This is a genomic window from Streptomyces sp. NPDC093984, assembly GCF_044764595.1.
Classification (GTDB): domain Bacteria; phylum Actinomycetota; class Actinomycetes; order Streptomycetales; family Streptomycetaceae; genus Streptomyces; species Streptomyces cynarae.
Window position 1 is genome coordinate 1456953 of the sequence record NZ_JBIWIM010000001.1, and the last position, 21388, is coordinate 1478340.

Here is a 21388-nt window from a genome sequence, read left to right on the forward strand (position 1 = left end):
GTCCGTCATGACCGGACCGAGGCGGCAACCACGGCAGTCGGCCCCCCCACGACCTGCGTTTGCGGCTGCGTGACGAGCGAGAATCGCGCCGGAGGAGGCCGGGAAGACGACGAGGCCCGACCGCGAGGAGGACGGCGCCGGGGGATGACGAGCGCTCCCGGAAGCACTGCGGCACCTCGGCAGCCGACCGCGGCCCCTCCGCTACCGACCGCGGCCCCTCCGCAACCGATACGGCGGGGCGGGACCGCTGAGGCCACCGCCCCGCTTGACCACCGGCCCGGTCAGCCGGCGTCGGGGATCAGGCGCAAGGAGATCGAGTTGATGCAGTACCGCTGATCCGTCGGCGTCGGGTACCCCTCGCCCTCGAAGACGTGCCCGAGGTGCGAGCCGCAGCGGGCGCACCGCACCTCCGTGCGGATCATCCCGTGGGAGCGGTCCTCCAGGAGCTCCACCGCGTCGGTGTCCTTCGGGTCGTAGAAGGACGGCCAGCCGCAGTGGGACTCGAACTTCGTGTCCGAGGTGAAGAGTTCGGCGCCGCAGGCGCGGCAGGAGTACACACCCTTGGTCTTGGTGTCCGTGTACTCACCGGTGAAGGCGGGCTCGGTGCCGGCCTGGCGCAGGACCGCGTACTCCGCCGGGGTCAGCTCCGCGCGCCACTGCTCGTCCGGCTTGTCGACGTCGTACGACATGAAGGCCAACCCCTTAACTCTGTGCGAGACGGTCCAGGATCCGCGGGCCGAGGTCCGTGACGTCGCCCGCGCCCATGGTGAGAACGAGATCACCCGGCTTCGCCATTCCCGCGACGACCGCGGGGACCTCCGCCTTGTCGTGGACGGCCTGCACGTCCGCGCCCGCCGCCCGCGCCGCCTCGATGATCAGCTCGCTGGTCACGCCCGGGATCGGGTCCTCGCGGGCCGGGTAGATGTCGAGCACCACGGAAGCGTCCGCGAGCGCCAGCGCCTGGCCCATCTCCTTGCCCAGTTCCTGGGTGCGGGAGAACAGATGGGGCTGGAAGACCACCAGGATGCGGGACCCGCCGGCCGCCGCCCGCATCGCCTCCAGGTCCGCCGTCATCTCGGTGGGGTGGTGGGCGTAGGAGTCGACGACCTGGACGCCGGCCTGCTCGCCCTTGAGCTGCAGGCGGCGCTTCACACCCGTGTAAGCGGCGAGGGCCGGGGCCAGCTCCGCCGCCGGGATGCCGAGCGCCACGCCCGCCGCCAGGGCCGCGACCGCGTTGTGCGCGTAGTGGCGGCCGGGGACGGAGACCGTGAAGGTGAGCTCCTGGCCGTCGAGGAGGACCGTGACCTCGCTCTTCAGGCCCTGGGGGACGACCGACAGGACCCGTACGTCGGCGTCCTCGGCCTCTCCGTACGTCACCACCGTCACGTCGCACGCCGTGACGCGCCGCGTCAGCTCGCGCGCACCTTCGTGGTCCGCCGAGATCACCAGGGTGCCGCCCTCGGCGATGCGGTCCACGAACGTCTGGAAGGACTCGTAGATCTCCTCCATCGACGCGTAGTTCGCGTGGTGGTCGAGTTCGACGTTGAGGACGATGGCGACCTCGGGGGCGTATTTGTGGAAGCTGCGGTCCGATTCGTCCGCCTCCGCCACGAAGATGTCGCCCTCGCCGTGCAGGGCGTTCGAGCCGGGGGCGTCCAGGTCGCCCCCGATCGCGTACGACGGCTTCAGGCCCAGCTCGGTGAGGGACACCGCGAGCATCGACGTGGTGGTCGTCTTGCCGTGGGTGCCGGCGACCGCGATCGGGCGCAGGCCCTCCATCAGGGCCGCGAGGGCGTCGGAGCGGTGGACCACAGGGATGCCCAGCTCGGCCGCGCGGGCCAGCTCCGGGTTGTCCTCCCGGATCGCCGAGGAGACGACGACACAGCTCGCGTCGTCGGCGAGGTGCCCGGCCGCGTGCCCGATGTGCACCGTCGCGCCCAGCGCGCGCAGGGCCTCGGCGGTCGGCGAGTCCTTGGCGTCGCTGCCCGCCACCCTGGCCCCGCGCTGCGTGAGGATCTTCGCGATGCCCGACATTCCGGCGCCGCCGATGCCGATGAAGTGCGGTCGGTCCATGGCGGTGGGGAGGCCGGGTGCCATGCGTGTCTCCTGAGTGCTGGTACGGCGGACGTTCAGCGACACACCCTAGTGCGTCACGAGAAGGTCCCGGTGACGCTCACGCCTTGCTGTGCGAGAACAGCTTCAGCACCGGCACGCCCACCTTGTGCCGTGCCCTGGACGCCCAGTCGCGGTGGAAGAACTCCTCCACGTAGTGCGGGTCGGTCAGCACGATCACCTCGTCCGCGCCGACCTCGCCGACCAGATCCTTGAGCGCGTCCAGCGGGTGGTCCTCGATGAGGCGCCCCTCCGCCTCGCTGCCCGCCGCGCGCAGCGCGGCCAGGGACACGTCCAGGGCCTGCCGCCCCAGCTCGGCGGCGTCCTTGCCCTCCGGCGTCTCCCGTTCGTGCGCCGCCTCGTCGAGCTCGCCCAGGGCGATGTCGTCGATGGCCCGCAGCAGGCGGTCCGCCTGGTCGCCGCGGGGCTGCAGCAGGACGTGGAAGGAGACCGGCTCGTCACCGTGCAAAGTGGTGACGAATTCCACGTCGGCGGACGTGAGGGCCTTCTCGATCATCAGTACGCTCGTGAACACGACAGGCGCCCTTCTCCTCCATGGACCGCGGGCCTTTCCCGGTGGGCCGTCACGGCCCTTGCGGAAACCATCCTGCCCCGGCACCGGCACGGGATCCGCGAGAACTAGTGTGCCCACCGAACACTGAACGGAACGGGTGATTCCGCGCCGTCGCCGCAAATCGGTACCTTCGGCCACGAAACGCCCTGTGCGTTCCCGCCCCTCAGGTCCGGCGGTACCGGCTGAACAGGAACCCCTCCTCCTCCAGCAACGACGCCAGCGCGAAGCGCTTGGGCACCGTGAGCGAGGGACCTCCGGCGATCCGCTGCGCGTCGCCCGCCGTGAGCATCGGGGAGACGGTCAGGCACAGCTCGTCCAGCACCCCGGAGACGACCAGCTGGCCCAGCAGGCGTGGCCCGCCCTCGGTGAGCAGCCGGGTCATGCCGAGCTCCGCGAGGGCGCGTACGGCGCGCACCGGGTCCACGCCCATGCCGTCGCCGGCGATCACCACCCGGGCGCCCGCCTTCTCGGCCGCCGCCACCCGGTCCGGCGCCGCCGCGGCCCCGGTGAGCACCATCGTGGGCACCAGGGGCGAGGTGAACAGCGGCCAGGAGAAGTCCAGCTCCAGGCTGGAGCTGACCACGGCGATGGCGGGCACCGGGCCCTGTCCGGCCGCCTCCCGCATCGCCGCGAAGGCCTCACGCTCGCGTGCCGGACGGTACCCCTCCTGCCGTACCGTTTCGGCACCCACGATCACCACGTCCGCGAGCCCCCGCAGCGTGCCGAAGATCCGCATGTCGGCAGCGCTGGAGATCGGGTGGGACCGCCCTTCGTGCTGGGCGGCACCGTCCAGCGTGGAGACCATGTTGGCGCGCAGCCAGGGCTCCCGGCCGCCGGGCGGTGGCTCCGGGTAGGCGTAGGCCGCGGCGAGCTCCTCCAGCGACCACTCGCGGTCGACGGAGCCGCCCACCACCGCGCCGGCGCCCGGCACCTCCCCGGTGCCCGGGGCCGGAGCGCCCGGCCGGGCCGCTGTTTCGTCTGTTTCGTCGGTCACAGGGAACAGGCGTCGCATGTCGTGCAGTGTGGCACGACACGTACAGTGGGGAAGCGTGTCGTCCTCCACCGCCGCCTCCCGGACCGAACCGATAGCCGACGCGGCCCCGCTGTCCCTGTGCGCACGCGAGCCGCACGTCCCCGCCGACCGGCTCGTCGCCGAGATGGTGCCGCCGCCGCGCTTCGACTCGGTCCGCTTCTCGACGTACATCCCGGACCCGAACCAGCCCAGCCAGAGCGAGGCCGTCCGTGTCCTCGAGGGCTTCGCGACCGGGCTCGGCGGGACGCAGCCCACCGGCAGGCGGGGGTTCCTCGGGTTCGGCAGGAGCAAGGCCCCCAAGACGCCCGCGGGCCCCCGCGGCGTCTACCTCGACGGCGGCTACGGCGTCGGCAAGACCCACCTGCTCGCCTCCCTGTGGCACGCCACCCCGGCCGAGCCCTCGCTCAAGGCCTTCGGCACCTTCGTGGAGCTGACGAACCTGGTCGGCGCGCTCGGCTTCCAGCAGACCGTGCAGACGCTCTCCGGCCACCGCCTGCTGTGCATCGACGAGTTCGAGCTGGACGACCCCGGCGACACCGTCCTCGTCTCCACACTGCTCGGCAAGCTCGTCGAGGCGGGCGTGGCGCTCGCCGCCACCTCCAACACCCTGCCGGGCAAGCTCGGCGAGGGCCGCTTCGCCGCGGCCGACTTCCTGCGTGAGATCCAGGGCCTGTCCGCCCACTTCCGCACGTTGCGCATCGACGGCGAGGACTACCGCCACCGCGGGCTGCCCGAGGCGCCGGCGCCGTACACCGACGCGCAGGTGACGAAGGCGGCGTACGCCACCGCGGGCGCCTCGCTCGACGCCTTCCCGGAGCTGCTCGACCACCTCGCGCGCGTGCACCCCAGCCGGTACGGCGCGCTGACCGACGGGCTGAAGGCGGTGTGCCTGACGGACGTCCGTCCGGTGCCCGACCAGTCGACGGCGCTGCGGCTCGTCGTGCTCGCGGACCGGCTCTACGACCGCGAGGTGCCGGTGCTCGCCTCCGGGCTGCCGTTCGACCGGCTGTTCAGCGAGGAGATGCTGAAGGGCGGCTACCGCAAGAAGTACTTCCGTGCCATCTCCCGCCTCACCGCGCTCGCACGCGATGCCGCGAGCCTCGTTCAGGACCAGTAGCACCACAGGCCCGTTCACGCGTAGCAGACTCAAACTGGCGTGCGTCAGCGACGACTTCAGGCCACCCCCACCTCGATTTTTGGGCTTTCCTTTACCTGAAACGTAAAGTTAACCCTGCAAAGGCGGTTGCCGGGTTAACGTGTTGGCCAGACACCTTCGGCGGACGCTGGCAAGGGGAGGGAGGCGCATGGTACGCGGTGCGACGGTCCGGTTCGTGCTCACGATCCTCTCCGCCGTCCTGCTCGCCCTGCAGCTCTTCGCACCCACCGCGTCCTTCGCCGCCTCCGCGCACCAGGCCCATGTGAGGGCCGTCGAAGCCCCGGAGGCGGTCACCGTCAAGCGCGCCGACGAGACGGACGAGGTCGTCACCTGCGGCGACCACGGACACCCGGCCGGTCCCACCGGTCCGCTGCGCACCCGTGACCGGCACCGCGCGGCGGCGGACTCCGCTCCGGAGGCCCCCGCTCTCGTGGCGCTGGCACGCGACGTCACGGCCGTGCGGCCACCGGCCGCCTCTCCCGCCGCGCTGCGCATATCCAGATCCTCGACCGCTCACACCGCCGCGGCACTCCAGGTGTTCCGCTGCTGAGCCCTTCACCCGGTACGGGCTGACACGACCTCCCCTCACCACGCCACGTTGGCCGAGCGCGTCGACGTGGGTCGTGTCGCCGTACCCGCATCTGCCATGTTTCGTACACCGACGCGCCATCCAGGGCGCGCCAGGAGGAACTGACAATGCAGCCCCTCATCGACAACGCCCGTGCGCACGGTCAGCGCCCGGAGCAGTTCGCGCGGCTGGCCGAGGGCCAGTCCCCGCAGGTGTTGTTCATCACCTGCTCCGACTCCCGGGTCGTGCCCGCGCTGATCACCGGAGCCCGGCCCGGTGAACTGTTCGAACTGCGCACCGCGGGCAACATCGTGCCTCCGTACGCCTCCGAGCACCCCACCAGCGAGGCGGCCACCATCGAGTACGCCGTGGAGGTCCTCGGCGTCCAGGACGTCGTGGTCTGCGGCCACTCCCACTGCGGAGCCGTCGGCGCGCTGGTGCGCGGTGACGACCTGACCGCCGTACCGGCCGTGCGCGACTGGCTCGCGCACGCCGCGCCCGAGCCTCGGTCGTCCGCCGCGGACGATCCGACGGTCGCGGAAGCCGTGCAGAACCACGTGCTCGCGCAGCTGCTGCGCCTGCGCTCCTACCCATGCATCGAGCAGCGCCTGAAGTCGGGTCAGCTGCGCCTGCACGGCTGGTACTACGAGGTCCACACCGGATCGGTGCACGAACACCGCACCGAGACCGACACGTTCGAGGCTCTGTGAGCGGCCCGATGACCAAGTTTCCTTACCTGAGGCAGGACTTCGCCGCCTCCATAGTCGTCTTCCTGGTCGCCGTGCCGCTGTGCGTCGGTGTGGCGGTCGCCTCCGGCGTCCCGGCAGAGCTCGGACTTGTCACCGGCATCGTGGGCGGGCTCGTCACGGGGTTCATGCCCGGCAGCAGCCTGCAGGTGTCAGGGCCGGCCGCCGGCCTGACCGTGCTGGTCTTCGAGGCCGTCAGCGAGTTCGGTGTGCCGGCGCTCGGCGTGATCGTGCTGGTGACCGGACTGCTCCAGCTCGCCATGGGCTTTCTCAAGGTGGGCCGCTGGTTCCGGGCGATATCCGTCTCCGTCGTCGAGGGCATGCTCTGCGGCATCGGGCTCGTGATCATCGCCGGCCAGATATACGCGGCGGCGGGCCTGAAGGCCCCCAAGACCGGCGTCGGCAAGATCGCGGGCCTGCCGGGGGCTTTCGTCGACGCCCTGAGCAGCACGCAGGCCCTGACCTCGCTCGCGATCGGCGCGGGCACCATCGCCGTCATCCTGCTGTGGAAGAGGATGCCCAAGGCCGCGCAGGCCGTGCCCGGTGCCCTCGCGGCGGTCGTGCTGGCCACGGTTGCCACGCTCGCCTTCAGCCTGCCGGTCGCCACGGTGAAGGTGGAGGGGCTGCTCGGCGTCATCCAGCCGCCCGGGGCCGAGGCCCTGGGTGAGCTGGCCTCCCCGGCCATCTGGGGCACGATCCTCGCGTTCACGCTGATCGCCTCGGCGGAGAGTCTGTTCAGCGCGGCGGCAGTGGACCGGCTGCACGACGGTCCGCGCACCGAGTACAACAAGGAGATGATCGCCCAGGGTGCGGGCAACACGGTGTGCGGTCTGCTCGGCGCCCTGCCGATGACCGCGGTGATCGTGCGCAGCTCCGCCAATGTCAACGCGGGCGCGAAGACGAAGGCCTCCCGCGTCCTGCACGGCGTGTGGCTACTGCTGTTCGCCGCCGCGATGCCGTGGGCCCTGGCACTGATCCCCATTCCCGCCCTCGCCGGCATTCTGGTCCACGCCGGCTGGAAGCTGATCCCGTTCCGGCAGGTCGCGTCGCTGTGGCGGTCGCACCGGGGCGAGGCGCTGATCCTCGTGGTCACGGCCGTCTCCATCGTCGCGGTGAACATGTTCGAGGGCGTGCTGATCGGTCTGGCCCTGTCGGTCGTCAAGACCGCCTGGGAGGCGTCGAAGGTCAAGCTGGAGGTCATCGACAAGGGCGCCGGCCCCATTCAGGCGTACCTTTCGGGCAACGCGACGTTCCTGCGGCTGCCGAAGATCCTCGACAGTCTGGAGGCCCTCCCGCAGGACCGGCCCGTGGAGCTGGACCTCTCCGGGTTGCACCACCTGGACCACGCCTGCCGTACGGCCCTGGACAACTGGGCGGAGCGGCACAGCATGGCCGGGACCGAGCCGGTGCGGCTGACGTCCGGCACGGAGCCGCTGCAGGTGGCGTCCGGCACCTGACGACCCGGGGCCGCTCGGCCCCCGACCCCTGGGGCCCGCCGGTGGTGCATCGGCGGGCCCTCGGTTGTGCCTCGCCTGGCGGGCTTCGGCGGAACTATCGTGGCAAGTGCACACATACCGGGCCTCTCGACGAGGGGGTCGTCATGCTCCAGGAGCTGGTGGGTGCCCTTGTGGGGGCCGGCGTCGCGGGACTCGTGGGCCTCGCCTCGGCGGCACGGATCGTCAAGCAGTACGAGCGCGGGGTGGTCTTCCGCTTCGGGCGGCTCCTGGGCGCCCCCCGGCCGCCGGGCTTCACCCTGATCGTTCCGGTGATGGACCGGCTGCAGAAGGTCAACATGCAGATCGTGACGCTGCCGATCCCCGCACAGGAGGGCATCACCCGGGACAACGTGACCGTGCGCGTGGACGCCGTCGTCTACTTCAAGGTGGTCGACCCGGCGAACGCGCTGATCCAGGTCGAGGACTACCGTTTCGCGGTGTCGCAGATGGCGCAGACCTCGCTCCGCTCGATCATCGGCAAGAGCGATCTGGACGACCTGCTGTCCAACCGCGAGAAGCTCAACCAGGGCCTGGAGCTGATGATCGACAGTCCGGCCGTGGGGTGGGGCGTCCAGATCGACCGGGTCGAGATCAAGGACGTGTCGCTGCCGGACGCGATGAAGCGGTCGATGGCCCGGCAGGCCGAGGCCGACCGCGAACGCCGGGCGCGCATCATCAACGCGGACGCCGAGCTCCAGGCCTCCAAGAAGCTGGCGGAGGCCGCGGGAGTGATGTCCGACCAGCCCGCCGCGCTCCAGCTGCGGCTGCTGCAGACGGTGGTGGCGGTCGCGGCCGAGAAGAACTCGACGCTGGTACTGCCGTTCCCGGTGGAGCTGCTCAGGTTCCTGGAGCGGGCGGCACAGCAGCACGAGCCGCAGCCGGCGGCGGACGGTGCCCGCACCCCCTCGCCTACGGCCACACAGGCACCACCGGCGGTCACGGCCGGGCAGGCGCCGCCGGACGACGCCGCGCCCGCCCGGACACCGGAGGCCGAGGACGCTCCCGCTTCCCCGCCGGCGAGCGAGCTCGCGCCGGGCCTTCCGGAGGGGGCGACCCGCGACCTTCCGAAGGAGGCGACCCGCGACCTCCCCGAGGAGGCGACCCGCGCCCTGTCGTCCTCCGAGAACGCGGTGACGCCTCCGTTCTAGGGCCCGGATGCGTGTCCAGGCCCTGGATGGGTGCGGCCGTCCACCGAGGGTGCGCCATGGCGAAGAAGCGCGACGAGGCCCCGCTGCGTGACCTGCTCCGCCTCCCCGTCGGCGAGCCCGTCGACCTGGGCGCCCACGACGCCGGCGCGACGCCCGGCGGCCCCGGCGACAAGGCCGCCGGGCTCGCGGCCACCGCCCGTCTGGGCAAGGACCTGGCCGACCTGCAGGAACGCCTCTGGGCCGCGGCGACCGCCGGGGACCGCCGCCGGATCCTGCTGGTGCTCCAGGGCATGGACACCAGCGGCAAGGGCGGCACGGTCAAGCACGTCATCGGCCTGTTCGACCCGGCGGGCTGCCGCATCCACGCGTTCAAGGCGCCGACGCCCGAGGAGCGGCGGCACGACTTCCTCTGGCGTGTGGTGCAGGCGCTCCCGCGCCCCGGCGAGATCGGCATCTTCGACCGCTCGCACTACGAGGACGTGCTGATCGCCAAGGTCCGCTCGCTGGCCCCGTACGACGAGATCGAGAGCCGCTACGACCGGATCAACGGGTTCGAGACGTCCCTCACGGACGACGGGGTGACGATCATCAAGTGCTTCCTGCACATCTCCTACGAGGAACAGCGGCGCCGCCTGCTCAAACGTCTCGACAATCCGCACAAGCGGTGGAAGTTCTCCCCCGGCGACCTCGACGAACGGGCCTTGTGGCCGGCCTACCAGCGGGCGTACGAGACGGCCCTGACCCGCTGCGCCACCCTGGCCGCGCCCTGGTACCTGGTCCCGGCCGACCACAAGTGGTACCGCAACTGGGCCGTCAGCAGGCTCCTGCTGGAACACCTGCGCGAGCTCGATCCTCGGTACCCGGCGGCGGACTTCGACGTGGACGAGTACCGCGAACTGCTGGCGCGGGGCGCGGTCAGGCCGCGGTCCCGGCCGGGCGGGTGACACGACGGACCACTACGCCGCAGATCACCAGATACATCCGCTTTTCATCGCAATCGCCACCTTACGTTCGTACGGTGACCCCTCTTGTGCGACATATCGCCTGCCTTGCCGCCCTCTGTGCCCTCGGCGCCGCGCTCGCCGCCTGCGGAGCCGACGACTCCCCCCGGCGCCCCGCCGGGAGCGCCACCGACCACCCCGGCTCCCCCTCGGCGGCCCGTGGCACGCCGCCCATGCCCGCGCCGGGGCCCGGTGGACTCGCACCCGTCTTCCAGAAGGGTGCGACGCCCGAGAAGACCGTCGCCCTCACCTTCGACGCGGACATGGCCGCCGATCAGGGAGAGCGGGCGGAGAACGGCGAGGCGTTCGACAACCCCGATCTGATCGACACGCTGCGGGACCTGGAGGTTCCGGCGACCGTTTTCATGACGGGGCGCTGGGCGGACCAGTACCCCGACGAGGCGCGGGACATCGGTGAGGACCCGCTCTTCGAGGTCGGCAACCACTCCTACAGCCACTACTCCTTCACCCGGAGCTGTTACGGCCTGCCGGTCCTGCCGGAGAAGCAGCTGCGCCCGGACGTTGAGCGCGCCTTCACGGCGATCCGCAAGGCGGGCGTGCCCCATGTGATGCCGTACTTCCGCTTCCCCGGCGGCTGCTACGACGACCGGGCCCTGCGCGCGATCGGTCCCCTCGGGGTCACGGTCGTCCAGTGGGACGTGGTGAGCGGGGACGTGTTCGCCACGGACGCGAGCCGGGTCGCGCGGCAGGTGCTGGAGGGGGTGCGGCCCGGCTCCGTGGCGGTCATGCACTGCACCCGCAGCGCGGCACCGGTGACGGAGGAGGCGGTGCGGGCGGTGGTGCCCGAGCTGCGCAAGCAGGGGTACCGGTTCGTCAAGGTCTCCGAGCTGATCGAGGCCGCGGGCCGGCGCCGGTAGGGACGGCGCCGGGTGTGCCTACGCTGGGGGCATGAGCGATGACCGCGACACGACCGCCTACTGCGACACGGGCACCCCGCACCCGGACCCGGCGCCCGAGGCGGGCGGCCCGCCGTTCGCGGAGTGCGTGCTGTGCCGCCGGCCGACGGAGTACCCGGAGTCGTACAGGGGGATCACGCTGTGCCCCGTCTGCGAATGGCAGGAGGCCCAGCGCACGGCCTGCTCCGGCTGAGCCGGCAGGCCCCCGCCCGCCACCGGAATCCCCCGATCTTCCGCCTGGCAGACTGGACGCCGTGAGCAGTGACCAGACCCGCCAGGACAGCCCGTTCCGTTCCGAGCGCACCGCGCGCGACGAGGCGCCGCAGTTCGTGCTGCCGCTCGTCGTGCGCATCGAGCGCGCCGCTCCCCCGGCCCGCACGGACGCCCTTCAGACGGCGGCGCGTGCCGTGCTCGCGATCCTGAGCGACGAGCGTTCGCTGGGCGAGGGCCAGTGGGCGCGGGCGATGCGGGACTGGCAGGACGCGCGGATCCGCAAGGTGGTGCGGCGGGCGCGCGGCGCGGAGTGGCGGCGGGCCGAGGCGCTGCCGGGTATCACGGTCACCGGCAAGTCGGCGGAGGTCCGGGTCTTCCCTCCGGTCCCGCTGGACGGCTGGCCGAAGGACCTGGCCCGGCTGCAGGTCTCCGGCACGGACCTCGAGGACCCGGAGCCGCCGATGGAGGCCGACCCGACGGCGCCCGTGCTGTGGCTGAATCCGGAGCTGGAGATGTCGGCGGGCAAGGCGATGGCCCAGGCGGGCCACGGCGCCCAACTGGCCTGGTGGGCCCTGCCGGAGGAGGAGCGAGCGGCCTGGCGCGACGCCGGCTTCCCCCTCGCCGTCCGCACGGCTCCCGGGTCGCGCTGGCAGGAACTGACCACGTCGGGCCTGCCGTTGGTACGTGACGCGGGCTTCACGGAGATCGCCCCGGGCAGCTGCACGGTGGTGGCGGACCATCCGGCGCTGCGGGGCGACTGACCGGGGGGCGCCGCCGCGAGCCACCGCGCCGTGGACCGCACGGCTCCTGCCCACGAGCCGTCCCGCGCCGAGCAGCCTGGCGAACCTCCCGGTCGCCGTGCCGACCCCGCCCGCGGCGGCCGACACGCACAGGGTCCGAGATCACCGATCTCGGACCCGACCGCCCGACACGCCTCGTCGGCCATGTCACCACCTCCGAACCGGCCGGCTCCGCAGTCGTGCGCGCCTTGGTGAGGGAACTGCGGGCAACGGCCCTCCAGGGTGTGAGCGGACTCGGCCGCGAGGCTTGATCAGGTCCGGTGAGTCACTCCTGCACCTGGGCTTTCCCGTACGTGGGAGCGTCCCGGCTACCCTCTTCCGCACACCCCCACGCACGCACCCCAGGAGGTCGCCATGTCCGGCACCCGGCTCGACGGCAGGGTCGAACGCGGGTCGCGGCCGCCGCGCGGGGTGCCGGGAGCGAGAGGGCGCACTGGCGGGAGCCCGAGGACATGCGCGACCCGTCGACCACCTACCGCGGCGCCGCCATGAGCGTGCTGGCCGCCTTCGCCGAACCGGGCGTCCTCGGGCGGGAGTTCGCGCTGCCCGAGCTGGGACGCGTGGTGCCCGGACGGATGGCCCTCGGCTTCCACCTGGTCGACTACGTGGTGCACGCGTGGGACGTGGCCGCCGCGCTGGGTGTGACACCGGCGCTGCCCGCCGCCGTGCTCGAGGCCGCCCTCGGTGTCGCCCTGCTCGTGCCGACGGACCCGGTGGGACGCGGACCGGGCTTCGCCTTCGCGCCGCCGCTCGCCGTACCGCCCGGCGCGGATCCGCTCGCCGCGACCCTGCGCCTGCTCGGCCGGGACCCGGGCATGTGGGCGGCCGCGCGGCAGCCGTGGCGAGTCCGGTGGAACCTCAAATGTTGCTCTGAACGTCCCCGGTCAGGGGTTCGGAGCCGACAGCCGGGGCCATGACTCCGTCACCGCGACAGCGGGCGGTCCACGGGTACGGGCGGGCCGGGCGAGGGAGGGGACGATGGAGCGACTGGGAACGGGCATCGGATGGCGGCCGGAGATCGCCGACGTGGTGGAGCGCATGCCGGGCCTCGACTGGGTCGAGGTCGTGGCCGAGAACGTGTGCCCCGGGCACCTCCCCGAGTCACTGCTGCGGCTGCGCGAGCGCGGCGTCACCGTCGTCCCGCACGGTGTGTCCCTCGGCCTCGGCGGCGCGGACGCGCCCGACGAGGTCCGGCTGGCCGCACTGGCCGAGCGGGCCGAGGCCCTGGGCGCGCCGCTCGTCACCGAGCACATCGCGTTCGTACGGGCGGGCGGGCCGCGGACGGCGTCGCCGCTGCTGGAGGCCGGGCACCTGCTGCCGGTGCCGCGCACCCGGGACGCGCTGAAGGTCCTGAGCGAGAACGTGCGGATCGCGCAGGACGCGCTGCCCGTGCCGCTCGCCGTGGAGAACATCGCGGCGTTGATCGCGTGGCCGGACGAGGAGATGACCGAGGGGCAGTTCCTGTACGAACTGGTGGAGCGCACCGGCGTACGGCTGCTGATCGACGTCGCCAACCTCCACACCAACCACGTCAACCGGGGCGAGGACCCGGCGAAGGCGCTCGACGAACTGCCCGTCGAGGCGATCGCGTACGTCCATGTCGCGGGCGGTTACGAACGCGACGGCGTCTGGCACGACAGCCATGCCCACCCGGTCCCGCCACCGGTCCTGGACGTCCTGGCGGACCTGGCGTCCCGTACCCCGCCACCGGGCGTCCTGCTGGAACGCGACGAGAACTTCCCCGAACCAGCGGATCTGGAGCGGGAGTTGGCCGTCATCCGGGAGACGGTCGAGAAGGCCGCGCCCGGCCCGGGGACGCGTACGCCCCTGGCAACGGCAGCGAGCGGGCGTCCGGGTGCCGGCACCGAAGCGGCCCGGCAGCGGCTCGGGCTCGCCCAGGCCGCGCTGCTGTCCTGTCTCGTCGCCGGCACTCCCGTGCCCGAGGGGTTCGACCGGGTGCGGCTCGGGGTGCAGGCGCGGGCCCTCGCCGCCAAGCGGGCCGGTGTCGTGGCCAAGGTCGCGCCCGAGTTGCCCGGCGTCCTCGGGGAGGGGTACCGGTCCGCCTTCCTCGGCTACGCCCAGCGGCACCCGATGACCGGTGGCTACCGGCGCGACGCCCTCGACTTCGCCGAGCACCTACTGCTCACCGGGCGGCCGGAGGACAACGAGGCGCGGCGCCGGCTGCGCGCGTGGTGGCTGGAGCGTTCAGGCCCCACGCCGCCGTCCCGGCATCCCGCCGCCCGTGCGCTCCGCGCCACGCGCCGGGTCCTGCTGCGGAATTGACGCGCACTTCCCGCAGGGCGCTGCCCGCCTCCGCCCGCCGCGTATCACTCCGGCGGGCGTTCCGGAGGTCGTCCGCGGGGAATGTGCCGTGGTTAACACAACAGTCGCGCCCTTCGGGGAGAGCGGTTGCTTGCCGCAATTTTTCCTGCAATGCCCGGTCTTGCGACTGCGGCATTCGGTGAGCGATGCCCAATTCCCAGCCGCTTTGTCCGGTACGGCAGTTGGCGTATACGGCGCAGTAATATGCCAACTCGCACCCGAAGCGCACTAGCGTGCGGTGCCGCAAGCAGGAGGCACCATGAGATCCAGACCCGTCCGAGGCCGCGGCATCCTCAGCGGCACCGGGATCCTCATCATCTTGCTCGCGGGGACCCTCGCCGCGCTGGTCTTCCCGATCTGGTCCTACGCGGACCGCGCCGGCACCGGCGTGGACACTCTGAACGCCGAGTCCGTGTCCACCCAGTACGGTCCGCTGTCCGCGCTGGACCGCGACTTCGTCACCAAGGTCCGGCTGGCCGGGCTGTGGGAACTGCCCGCGGGACAGCAGGCCGAGCAGAAGGGCACCACCGAGGCCGTCCGCACCGCGGGCGAGCACCTGGTGCGGGGCCACACCTTCCTTGACACCCGGGTCCGCGACGTCGCCGCGCGGCTCGGCCTCGCCCTGCCCAACCAGCCGAACGCCCAGCAGCGCCAGTGGCTCGACACCCTGGACGCCGCCCAGGGCGAGGAATACGACCGCGACTTCGCCAACCTGCTCCGCCGGGCCCACGGCAAGGTCTTCACCGTCGTCGCCCAGGTCCGCGCCACGACCCGGAACTCGCTCGTGCGCGCCCTCGCCGACGACGCGAACGCGACGGTCCTGGACCACATCAAGGTCCTGGAGGCCACCGGCTACGTCGACTTCGACGCGCTGGCGCAGGACGCGGCCACCTCGAGCCCGCCCCCGCTCACCCACTCCCCCGCGCCGCCGGGGCCCACGGACGACCCCGGCGCACCGGTCCCGGTGACCCCGTCGCCGACGTACACACTGCCTCCGGCCGCGTCGAGCCCACCGCCGTGACCCACCGACGGGGGCGCGGCCGTCCGCGCCCCCGTCGGAGCGGTCTCAGGCGAGCCCGGCCACCAGCTCCGCAACCGACTTCCGGCGGCCCGTGCCGCATCATCTGGGGGACAACCCCCAGCCCCCCGGCCGGTCGGCGCGGCGCCGCCTCCTGTCAGGCGAGCCCGGCCACCAGCTCCGCAACCGACTTCCGGCGGCCTGTGAAGAAGGGCACCTCCTCGCGGACGTGCATACGTGCCTCCGAGCCGCGCAGGTGGCGCATGAGGTCGACGATCCGGTAGAGCTCGTCGGCCTCGAAGGCCAGGATCCACTCGTAGTCGCCGAGGGAGAACGACGCGACCGTGTTGGCCCGCACGTCGGGGTAGCCGCGGGCCATCTTGCCGTGGTCCGCGAGCATGCGGCGGCGGTCCTCGTCCGGCAGCAGATACCAGTCGTAGGAACGCACGAACGGGTAGACGCTGACGTAGTTGCGCGGCGTCTCGTCGGCGAGGAACGCCGGGATGTGCGAGCGGTTGAACTCGGCCGGGCGGTGCAGCGCCATGTTCGACCACACCGGGGTGAGCGCGCGGCCCAGCTTCGTGCGACGGAAGAGGTTGTACGCGTCCTGGAGCTGGTCGCTCGTCTCGGCGTGCCACCAGATCATGAGGTCGGCGTCGGCGCGCAGGCCGGACACGTCGTACGTGCCGCGGATGGTCACGTCCTTGGCGGCGAGCTGGTCGAACAGCTCCTGGACCTCGTCGGCGTACCCGGCGCGGTCCTCGGGCAGCACGTCCTTCAGCTTGAAGACGGACCACAGCGTGTAGCGGATGACCTCGTTGAGGTCCTTGGCCAGCTTGCCCTTGTTCGGGATCCTGCCGGACTCGGTGGTGGGGGCGTCGTCACTCATGCACCTATTCTCCCGCTCCGCCGTGCAGGCTCTGCACCGGGTTGGCGGTGAGCTCCTCGACACCGCGCAGGTCACCGCCCAGCTGATCAACGGCCGCGTACGCGCTCGCGATGCACGCCGGGATGCCGACCCCGTCGTAGACCGCGCCGCACACCGCGAGCGCCGGCAGCTTCGCGACGTGCGCGCGGATGCGGGCCACGCGCGCGTGGTGACCGACCGGGTACTGGGGCAGGCCGTCGGTCCAGCGGGTGACCCGCGTCTCGATCGGGGCGGCGTCCAGGCCGGTCGCCTCGCGCAGGTCGTGCCGTGAGACGGCCACGAGGTCGGCGTCCTCCCGGCGCAGGATCTCCGTCTCGCCGTACCGCCCCACGGACGTCCTCAGCACCAGCACGTCCGGGTCCTCCCCGGCGATCCAGCCCCACTTCTGGGAGGCGAACGTCGACGCCTTGATCGTGCGTCCGTCGACCGGCGGCACGAGGAAGCCGCTGCCCTCGGGGAGGGTGACGTCGGCGCGGCGGTAGGCGAGGGTGACCAGGGCCATGGAGGCGTACTCGACGGTGCGCAGTTCGGCCGCCGCGCCCGGGGACTCGGCGGCCAGCAGCCGGGCGGCCACGGCGGCGGGCGCCGCGATCACCACCGCGTCCGCCCTCTCCGCACGGTCCCCGACGACGACCTCCCACCCCTCGGACGTGCGGCGCAGTCCGTCCGCCGCGGTCCTCAGCCGGATCTCCCCGCCCCGCGAGCGCACCGACTCGGCGACCGCGAGCGGCAGTCGGCCGACGCCCCCCTCGATCCCCATGAAGACCGGTCCGGTCTGCTGCGCCGTGGCGGCCTTCGCCTGGATCTCGCGGACCGCTTCCGTCAGCGAGTCGTGCGCCTTCGCGGCCTCGAAGAGCTGCGGGACCGCGGAGCGCAGGGAGATGCGGTACGCGTCGCCCGCGTACACCCCGCCGAGGAGCGGCTCCACCAGGCGGTCGACGACCTCGCGGCCGAGTCGGGCCGCCACGTACTCCCCCACCGCCACGTCGTCGCCGATCTCCGTGCGCGGCAGCTCCGCGTCCCGCTCGATCCGGGCGAGGCCCTCGTCGGACAGGACGCCGGACAGTGCGGAGGCCGTGCCGGGGACGCCCATGACGTGCCCCTTCGGCATGGGCCGCAGGGCGCCGCGGGTCCAGATCGAGGCGGTCGCCGTGGCGGGCGGCTGGAGGCGGTCCGTGAGTCCCGCCTCCCGGGCGAGCGCCACCGCCTCGGGCCGCCGGGCCAGCATCGACTCGGCCCCGAGGTCGACCCGCACGCCCGCGATGTCTCCGGGCAGCAGTTTGCCGCCGACCCGGTCGGACGCCTCCAGGACGGTGACCCGTGCGCCCCGGTCCAGCAGCCGGTGGGCGGCGGCCAGGCCCGCGATCCCGCCCCCGATGACGACGACATGCCCCGCGCCCCCGCGGGCCTCCACTGCGCTCATGTCCCCAGCCTCTCAGACCCCGCTGACAGCCCGGCGGGCGCCCGGTGTCCCCGCCGAGTCCCGACCGTGACCGCATCGGGACCGGATCCGGCCAACGTTCTGCGGGGGCCCGGAGTCGAAGAAGCGTCCGTAACGACGACTTCCGGGGGTTCGACCGCATGCACACTCCACGCTCCCCACGCCCGGTGCGGGTACTGGCCGCGACGCTGCTCGCCGCCGTGCTCGCGCTCGCGGGCTGCAGCAGCGCCGACGACACCGGCGCGTCGAGCGACGGCAAGGCCGGGGCCGCCTCGGGCGCGCAGCGGCAGGGCGCCGCCGACAGCGGCACGGGCGGCGGCTCGACGGCGCGCGGCGGCACGCCGAAGCTCACCACGAACGCCGTCATCCGTACGGCATCGCTGACCGTGCAGGTCAAGGAGGTGCCCAAGGCCCTCGACGAGGCGCGCGCGACCGCCGAGAACGCGGGCGGGTTCGTCGGCGACGAGAGCACCACGCGCGACACCGAGGGCAACGAACGCACCCGGCTCGTGCTGCGGGTCCCCACCGAGAAGTACGACCAGGTCCTCACCGCGCTCCAGGGCGCGGGAAAGCTCATCGAGCGCACCGCCAAGGCCGAGGACGTCACCGACCAGGTCGTCGACGTCGAGAGCCGCATCAGGTCGCAGCGCGCCAGCGTGGCACGGGTGCGGGAGCTGATGGACCGGGCGACGAAGCTCAGTGACGTGGTCGCCCTGGAAGGGGAGTTGAGCTCCCGCGAGGCCGACCTGGAGGCCCTGCTCGCCCGGCAGGCGTCCCTGAAGGACCGCACCAGCCTGGCCACCATCACGCTCTCGCTATCCCAGACCCCGGTCCAGAAGGCGGCGAAGGACGACCGGCCCGGTTTCCTGGACGCCCTGGCGGGCGGCTGGCACGTCTTCGTCGCGCTCCTGCGGTGGATCGCCCTGGCGATCGGCGCCGCCCTCCCCTTCCTGGTGCTCGCGGCCGTCGCGGTGCTGCTCTGGACCCGGGTGGTACGCCCCCGGCTGCCGCGCCGTCCGGACCCGGTGCCGGCGGCGACCGCCCTCGGCCCGCTCCCCGTGGCCCGCACGGCACCCGAGCACGAAAACCGGGGCGAGCAGGACTGAGATGCCCCCTGCCCGTAGCGTGTTCGCATGAACATGAGCGGTACCAGCCGTACGAGCCGTCCGCGGGAGCGCCTGGTCGTCATCGGCGGCGATGCGGCGGGCATGTCCGCCGCATCGCAGGCGCGCCGCCTCAAGGGCCCCGACGAACTGGAGATCGTGGCGTTCGAACGCGGCCACTTCTCCTCGTTCTCGGCGTGCGGCATCCCGTACTGGGTGGGTGGAGACGTCGCCACCCGGGACGAGCTGATCGCCCGTACGCCCGAGGAGCACCGGGCGCGCGACATCGACCTGCGCATGCGGACGGAGGTCACGGAGATCGACGTGGCGGGCGGCCGGGTCCGCGCCCGGAACGTGGACTCCGGGGCCGAGGCGTGGACGTCCTACGACAAGCTGGTGATCGCGACCGGGGCCCGCCCGATCCGCCCCGACCTGCCCGGCGCCGACTCGCCCGGGGTGCACGGGGTGCAGACCCTGGACGACGGCCAGGCGCTCCTGGACGCCCTTGCCGCCACGAAGGGGCGCCGGGCGGTGGTCGTCGGCGCGGGCTACATCGGCGTGGAGATGGCCGAGGCGATGATCAACCGCGGCTACGAGGTCACCGTCGTCAACCGCGGCAGCGAACCCATGAGCACGCTCGATGCGGACATGGGCCGGCTGGTTCACCGGGCCATGGAAGGCCTCGGCATCACCATGGTGGACGACGCCGAGGTCACCAAGATCCTCACCGATGACGACGGCGGGGTCCGCGCGGTCGGCACGCAGGACGCCGAGTACCCGGCGGACGTGGTGGTCCTCGGCATCGGCGTGCGGCCCGAGACGGCCCTGGCGCGGGACGCGGGGCTGCCGCTCGGCGACCACGGCGGGCTGCTCACCGACCTCGCGATGCGGGTGCGCGGTCACGAGAACATCTGGGCCGGCGGCGACTGCGTCGAGGTCCTCGATCTGGTCTCCGGCCGCGAGCGGCACATTCCGCTGGGCACCCACGCCAACAAGCACGGGCAGGTCATCGGCACCAACGTGGGCGGCGGCTACGCCACGTTCCCGGGCGTCGTCGGCACGGCCGTGAGCAAGGTGTGCGACCTGGAGATCGCCCGCACCGGTCTGCGGGAGAAGGACGCGCGGCGGGCGGGGCTGCGGTACGAGACGGTCACGATCGAGTCGACGAGCCGCGCGGGCTACTACCCGAACGCGGCCCCCATGACGGTCAAGATGCTCGCCGAACGCCGCACGGGCCGCCTGCTGGGCGTCCAGATCGTCGGCCGGGAGGGCGCGGCCAAACGCGTGGACATCGCGGCGGTGGCGCTGACCGCGCGGATGACGGTGGAGGAGATGACGGCCCTGGACCTGGGCTACGCCCCGCCGTTCTCACCGGTGTGGGACCCGATCCTGGTGGCGGCCCGCAAGGCGACAGCGGCGGTACGGAAGAACATGGGGTGAGGGAGAGCCCCCCGTAGGGGCGCAGGTTGCGGCCCCTACGCGATGGGGGTCCCCTCAAGCCGTCTCGTGCTGACCCATCCCGTTGATCCGCTCGATCGCCTGCCGGGCCTGCTCGGTCGGCGGCCGTGACGGCAACGAGGACACGGACGCACTGGAGGCCACCGCGGGCGGCTGTGGCTGAGCCATCGGCTTCGCATGCGCGGCAGCGCCCCGCGAGGACCGCAGCCGGTGGCTGACCGCCTCGTCGAGGGTCACGGGCCGCTGCATCTGGGTCGCGAGCCGGGCGGCCTCCTGGCCGAGCCGCGCGACGTCCTCCCAGGGCAGCTGGATCACCAGCGCGAGCTCGGCCTCGCCTTCGGGCAGGGCGTGTATCGGAGGAGTAACTCGGTCGTTCATCGCCTGTTCCTCACGTCGTCCCCGCGACACGCCTTCCCCGCACCGCGGGCGGTTGAGGAGACATACGCAGCCGCGGACCGCCGCGTTCACCGATTCACCCGGCCGATCCAGGGCAGTACTTCCTTGTGGTCATCCCCGTCCATGATGTGAACCCGGTGCGCCGTACGCCCTATGTGACGTACGCGCTGATCGCGGCCAATGTCGCCGTCTTCCTGTTCACCCCCGGCCTGGCGGGCTCCGTGGCGGGGCAGAGCGACCTGTCCCAGTTCTGCCACCTCCAGGCGTTCCTGGACCACTACGCCGCGGTGCCGCGCGAGTTGATCCACGACCAGTTGCCGCGGCTCGTGCCCACGGGCGCGGTCGGGGTCGGCCCGCACGGGCCCGGCTGTGTGGTGGCCCCGCCGGACTACGACAAGTCGCCGCCGGCGTCGGTGTTCACCGCGATGTTCCTGCACGGCAGCTGGCTGCATCTGCTGGGCAACATGCTCTTCCTGCTGATCTTCGGCAACAACATCGAGGACCGCCTGGGCCACATCCGCTTCGCGCTGTTCTACGTCGCGTGCGGGTACGCGGCGGGCTACGGCTACGCGTACCTCAACGCGAGTTCGAGCGACCCGCTGATCGGCGCCTCGGGCGCCATCGCGGGCGTACTGGGCGCGTACCTGGTGCTCTTTCCCAGGGTGCGGGTGTGGATCCTCGTGCCGTTCCTGCTGTTCCTGCCGCTGCGGCTGCCCGCGTGGATCGTGCTCGGCTTCTGGTTCGTGCTGCAGGCGGTCTACTCGTCCGGGAACGGTGTCTCCTCGGCCGGGACCGTGGCCTACGCGGCCCATGTGGTCGGCTTCATCGCGGGCATGATCCTGGCCCTCCCCCTGCGCCAGGGCACCCCGCCGCCACCCGAACCGCGCGGACTGCTGTGGGGCAGGCAGGCCCGCCACACCTGGTGAGGTCGGCGGGGGCCGCCGCCAGGCGTTTCGCC

The 21388-nt window shown here is 72.5% G+C and carries 22 protein-coding genes and 1 pseudogene; 16 read left to right on the plus strand and 7 right to left on the minus strand.

What is annotated here, in order from left to right:
- Positions 1–281: 281 nt before the first annotated feature.
- From msrB to ACIRC0_RS06545, 4 genes are all read right to left on the minus strand, one after another.
- Positions 282–689: a peptide-methionine (R)-S-oxide reductase MsrB gene (msrB, locus tag ACIRC0_RS06530; protein WP_403612047.1), complete on the minus strand. Its 408-nt coding sequence runs from the start codon at positions 687–689 to the stop codon at positions 282–284.
- 13 nt (positions 690–702) lie between these two features.
- Positions 703–2097, minus strand: a complete 1395-nt coding sequence (gene murC, locus ACIRC0_RS06535; RefSeq protein ID WP_403612050.1) for a UDP-N-acetylmuramate--L-alanine ligase — start codon at positions 2095–2097, stop codon at positions 703–705.
- A 76-nt stretch (positions 2098–2173) separates the two neighbouring features.
- A complete protein-coding gene (locus ACIRC0_RS06540) occupies positions 2174–2647 on the minus strand; it encodes an indole-3-glycerol phosphate synthase (RefSeq protein ID WP_403612054.1) in 474 nt (157 codons plus the stop codon).
- 202 nt (positions 2648–2849) lie between these two features.
- On the minus strand, positions 2850–3698 hold the full coding sequence (locus ACIRC0_RS06545; RefSeq protein WP_403612057.1) for a pyrimidine reductase family protein: 849 nt from the start codon (positions 3696–3698) through the stop codon (positions 2850–2852).
- A gap of 37 nt (positions 3699–3735) precedes the next feature.
- Between ACIRC0_RS06545 and zapE the strand changes: the two genes are divergently transcribed.
- From zapE to ACIRC0_RS06610, 13 genes and pseudogenes are all read left to right on the plus strand, one after another.
- A complete protein-coding gene (gene zapE / locus ACIRC0_RS06550) occupies positions 3736–4836 on the plus strand; it encodes a cell division protein ZapE (protein WP_403612061.1) in 1101 nt (366 codons plus the stop codon).
- A gap of 214 nt (positions 4837–5050) precedes the next feature.
- Entirely contained in the window at positions 5051–5425 is a 375-nt protein-coding gene (locus ACIRC0_RS06555) for a hypothetical protein (protein ID WP_403612064.1), read from the plus strand.
- A 146-nt stretch (positions 5426–5571) separates the two neighbouring features.
- Complete coding sequence (locus ACIRC0_RS06560) at positions 5572–6153, plus strand: carbonic anhydrase (protein ID WP_403612067.1); 582 nt, start codon at positions 5572–5574, stop codon at positions 6151–6153.
- Positions 6154–6161: 8 nt separating this feature from the next.
- Positions 6162–7646 carry a SulP family inorganic anion transporter gene (locus ACIRC0_RS06565; protein WP_403612070.1) on the plus strand — a complete coding sequence of 495 codons (1485 nt, stop codon included), beginning with the start codon at positions 6162–6164 and terminating at the stop codon, positions 7644–7646.
- Positions 7647–7789: 143 nt separating this feature from the next.
- Positions 7790–8833 (plus strand): SPFH domain-containing protein, encoded by a 1044-nt coding sequence (locus ACIRC0_RS06570; protein ID WP_403612073.1) that lies wholly within the window; start codon positions 7790–7792, stop codon positions 8831–8833.
- A gap of 56 nt (positions 8834–8889) precedes the next feature.
- Positions 8890–9777, plus strand: coding sequence for a PPK2 family polyphosphate kinase (locus ACIRC0_RS06575; protein ID WP_403612076.1), 888 nt, complete (start codon positions 8890–8892; stop codon positions 9775–9777).
- Positions 9778–9851: 74 nt separating this feature from the next.
- Entirely contained in the window at positions 9852–10712 is an 861-nt protein-coding gene (locus ACIRC0_RS06580; protein ID WP_403612079.1) for a polysaccharide deacetylase family protein, read from the plus strand.
- Between the two features lie 31 nt (positions 10713–10743).
- Entirely contained in the window at positions 10744–10944 is a 201-nt protein-coding gene (locus ACIRC0_RS06585; RefSeq protein WP_403612082.1) for a hypothetical protein, read from the plus strand.
- A gap of 61 nt (positions 10945–11005) precedes the next feature.
- Positions 11006–11725, plus strand: coding sequence for a peptidyl-tRNA hydrolase (locus ACIRC0_RS06590; RefSeq protein ID WP_403612085.1), 720 nt, complete (start codon positions 11006–11008; stop codon positions 11723–11725).
- A gap of 137 nt (positions 11726–11862) precedes the next feature.
- Positions 11863–12015, plus strand: a pseudogene (locus ACIRC0_RS06595) (LysR family transcriptional regulator); the annotation flags it as partial.
- A gap of 42 nt (positions 12016–12057) precedes the next feature.
- Positions 12058–12681 (plus strand): TIGR03086 family metal-binding protein, encoded by a 624-nt coding sequence (locus ACIRC0_RS06600; RefSeq protein WP_403612762.1) that lies wholly within the window; start codon positions 12058–12060, stop codon positions 12679–12681.
- 61 nt (positions 12682–12742) lie between these two features.
- A complete protein-coding gene (locus ACIRC0_RS06605; protein ID WP_403612088.1) occupies positions 12743–14047 on the plus strand; it encodes a DUF692 domain-containing protein in 1305 nt (434 codons plus the stop codon).
- A 298-nt stretch (positions 14048–14345) separates the two neighbouring features.
- Positions 14346–15107 carry a DUF4142 domain-containing protein gene (locus ACIRC0_RS06610; protein ID WP_403612091.1) on the plus strand — a complete coding sequence of 254 codons (762 nt, stop codon included), beginning with the start codon at positions 14346–14348 and terminating at the stop codon, positions 15105–15107.
- Positions 15108–15261: 154 nt separating this feature from the next.
- Here the strand turns inward: ACIRC0_RS06610 and hemQ are convergent, their stop codons facing one another.
- Both hemQ and hemG read right to left on the minus strand, forming a co-directional pair.
- Positions 15262–15993: a hydrogen peroxide-dependent heme synthase gene (hemQ, locus tag ACIRC0_RS06615; RefSeq protein WP_403612094.1), complete on the minus strand. Its 732-nt coding sequence runs from the start codon at positions 15991–15993 to the stop codon at positions 15262–15264.
- A 4-nt stretch (positions 15994–15997) separates the two neighbouring features.
- Positions 15998–17455: a protoporphyrinogen oxidase gene (gene hemG / locus ACIRC0_RS06620; protein ID WP_403612097.1), complete on the minus strand. Its 1458-nt coding sequence runs from the start codon at positions 17453–17455 to the stop codon at positions 15998–16000.
- Between the two features lie 158 nt (positions 17456–17613).
- Between hemG and ACIRC0_RS06625 the strand changes: the two genes are divergently transcribed.
- Both ACIRC0_RS06625 and ACIRC0_RS06630 read left to right on the plus strand, forming a co-directional pair.
- Positions 17614–18579 carry a DUF4349 domain-containing protein gene (locus ACIRC0_RS06625; protein ID WP_403612099.1) on the plus strand — a complete coding sequence of 322 codons (966 nt, stop codon included), beginning with the start codon at positions 17614–17616 and terminating at the stop codon, positions 18577–18579.
- Positions 18580–18606: 27 nt separating this feature from the next.
- The gene (locus ACIRC0_RS06630) at positions 18607–20016 is read left to right on the plus strand and encodes an FAD-dependent oxidoreductase (RefSeq protein WP_403612102.1); all 1410 of its coding nucleotides are present in this window, start codon (positions 18607–18609) and stop codon (positions 20014–20016) included.
- 54 nt (positions 20017–20070) lie between these two features.
- Here the strand turns inward: ACIRC0_RS06630 and ACIRC0_RS06635 are convergent, their stop codons facing one another.
- Positions 20071–20412: a hypothetical protein gene (locus tag ACIRC0_RS06635; protein WP_403612105.1), complete on the minus strand. Its 342-nt coding sequence runs from the start codon at positions 20410–20412 to the stop codon at positions 20071–20073.
- Between the two features lie 125 nt (positions 20413–20537).
- Here ACIRC0_RS06635 and ACIRC0_RS06640 point away from each other — a divergent pair, with 125 nt between their 5' ends.
- On the plus strand, positions 20538–21356 hold the full coding sequence (locus tag ACIRC0_RS06640) for a rhomboid family intramembrane serine protease (protein WP_403612107.1): 819 nt from the start codon (positions 20538–20540) through the stop codon (positions 21354–21356).
- The last annotated feature ends 32 nt before the right edge of the window (positions 21357–21388 follow it).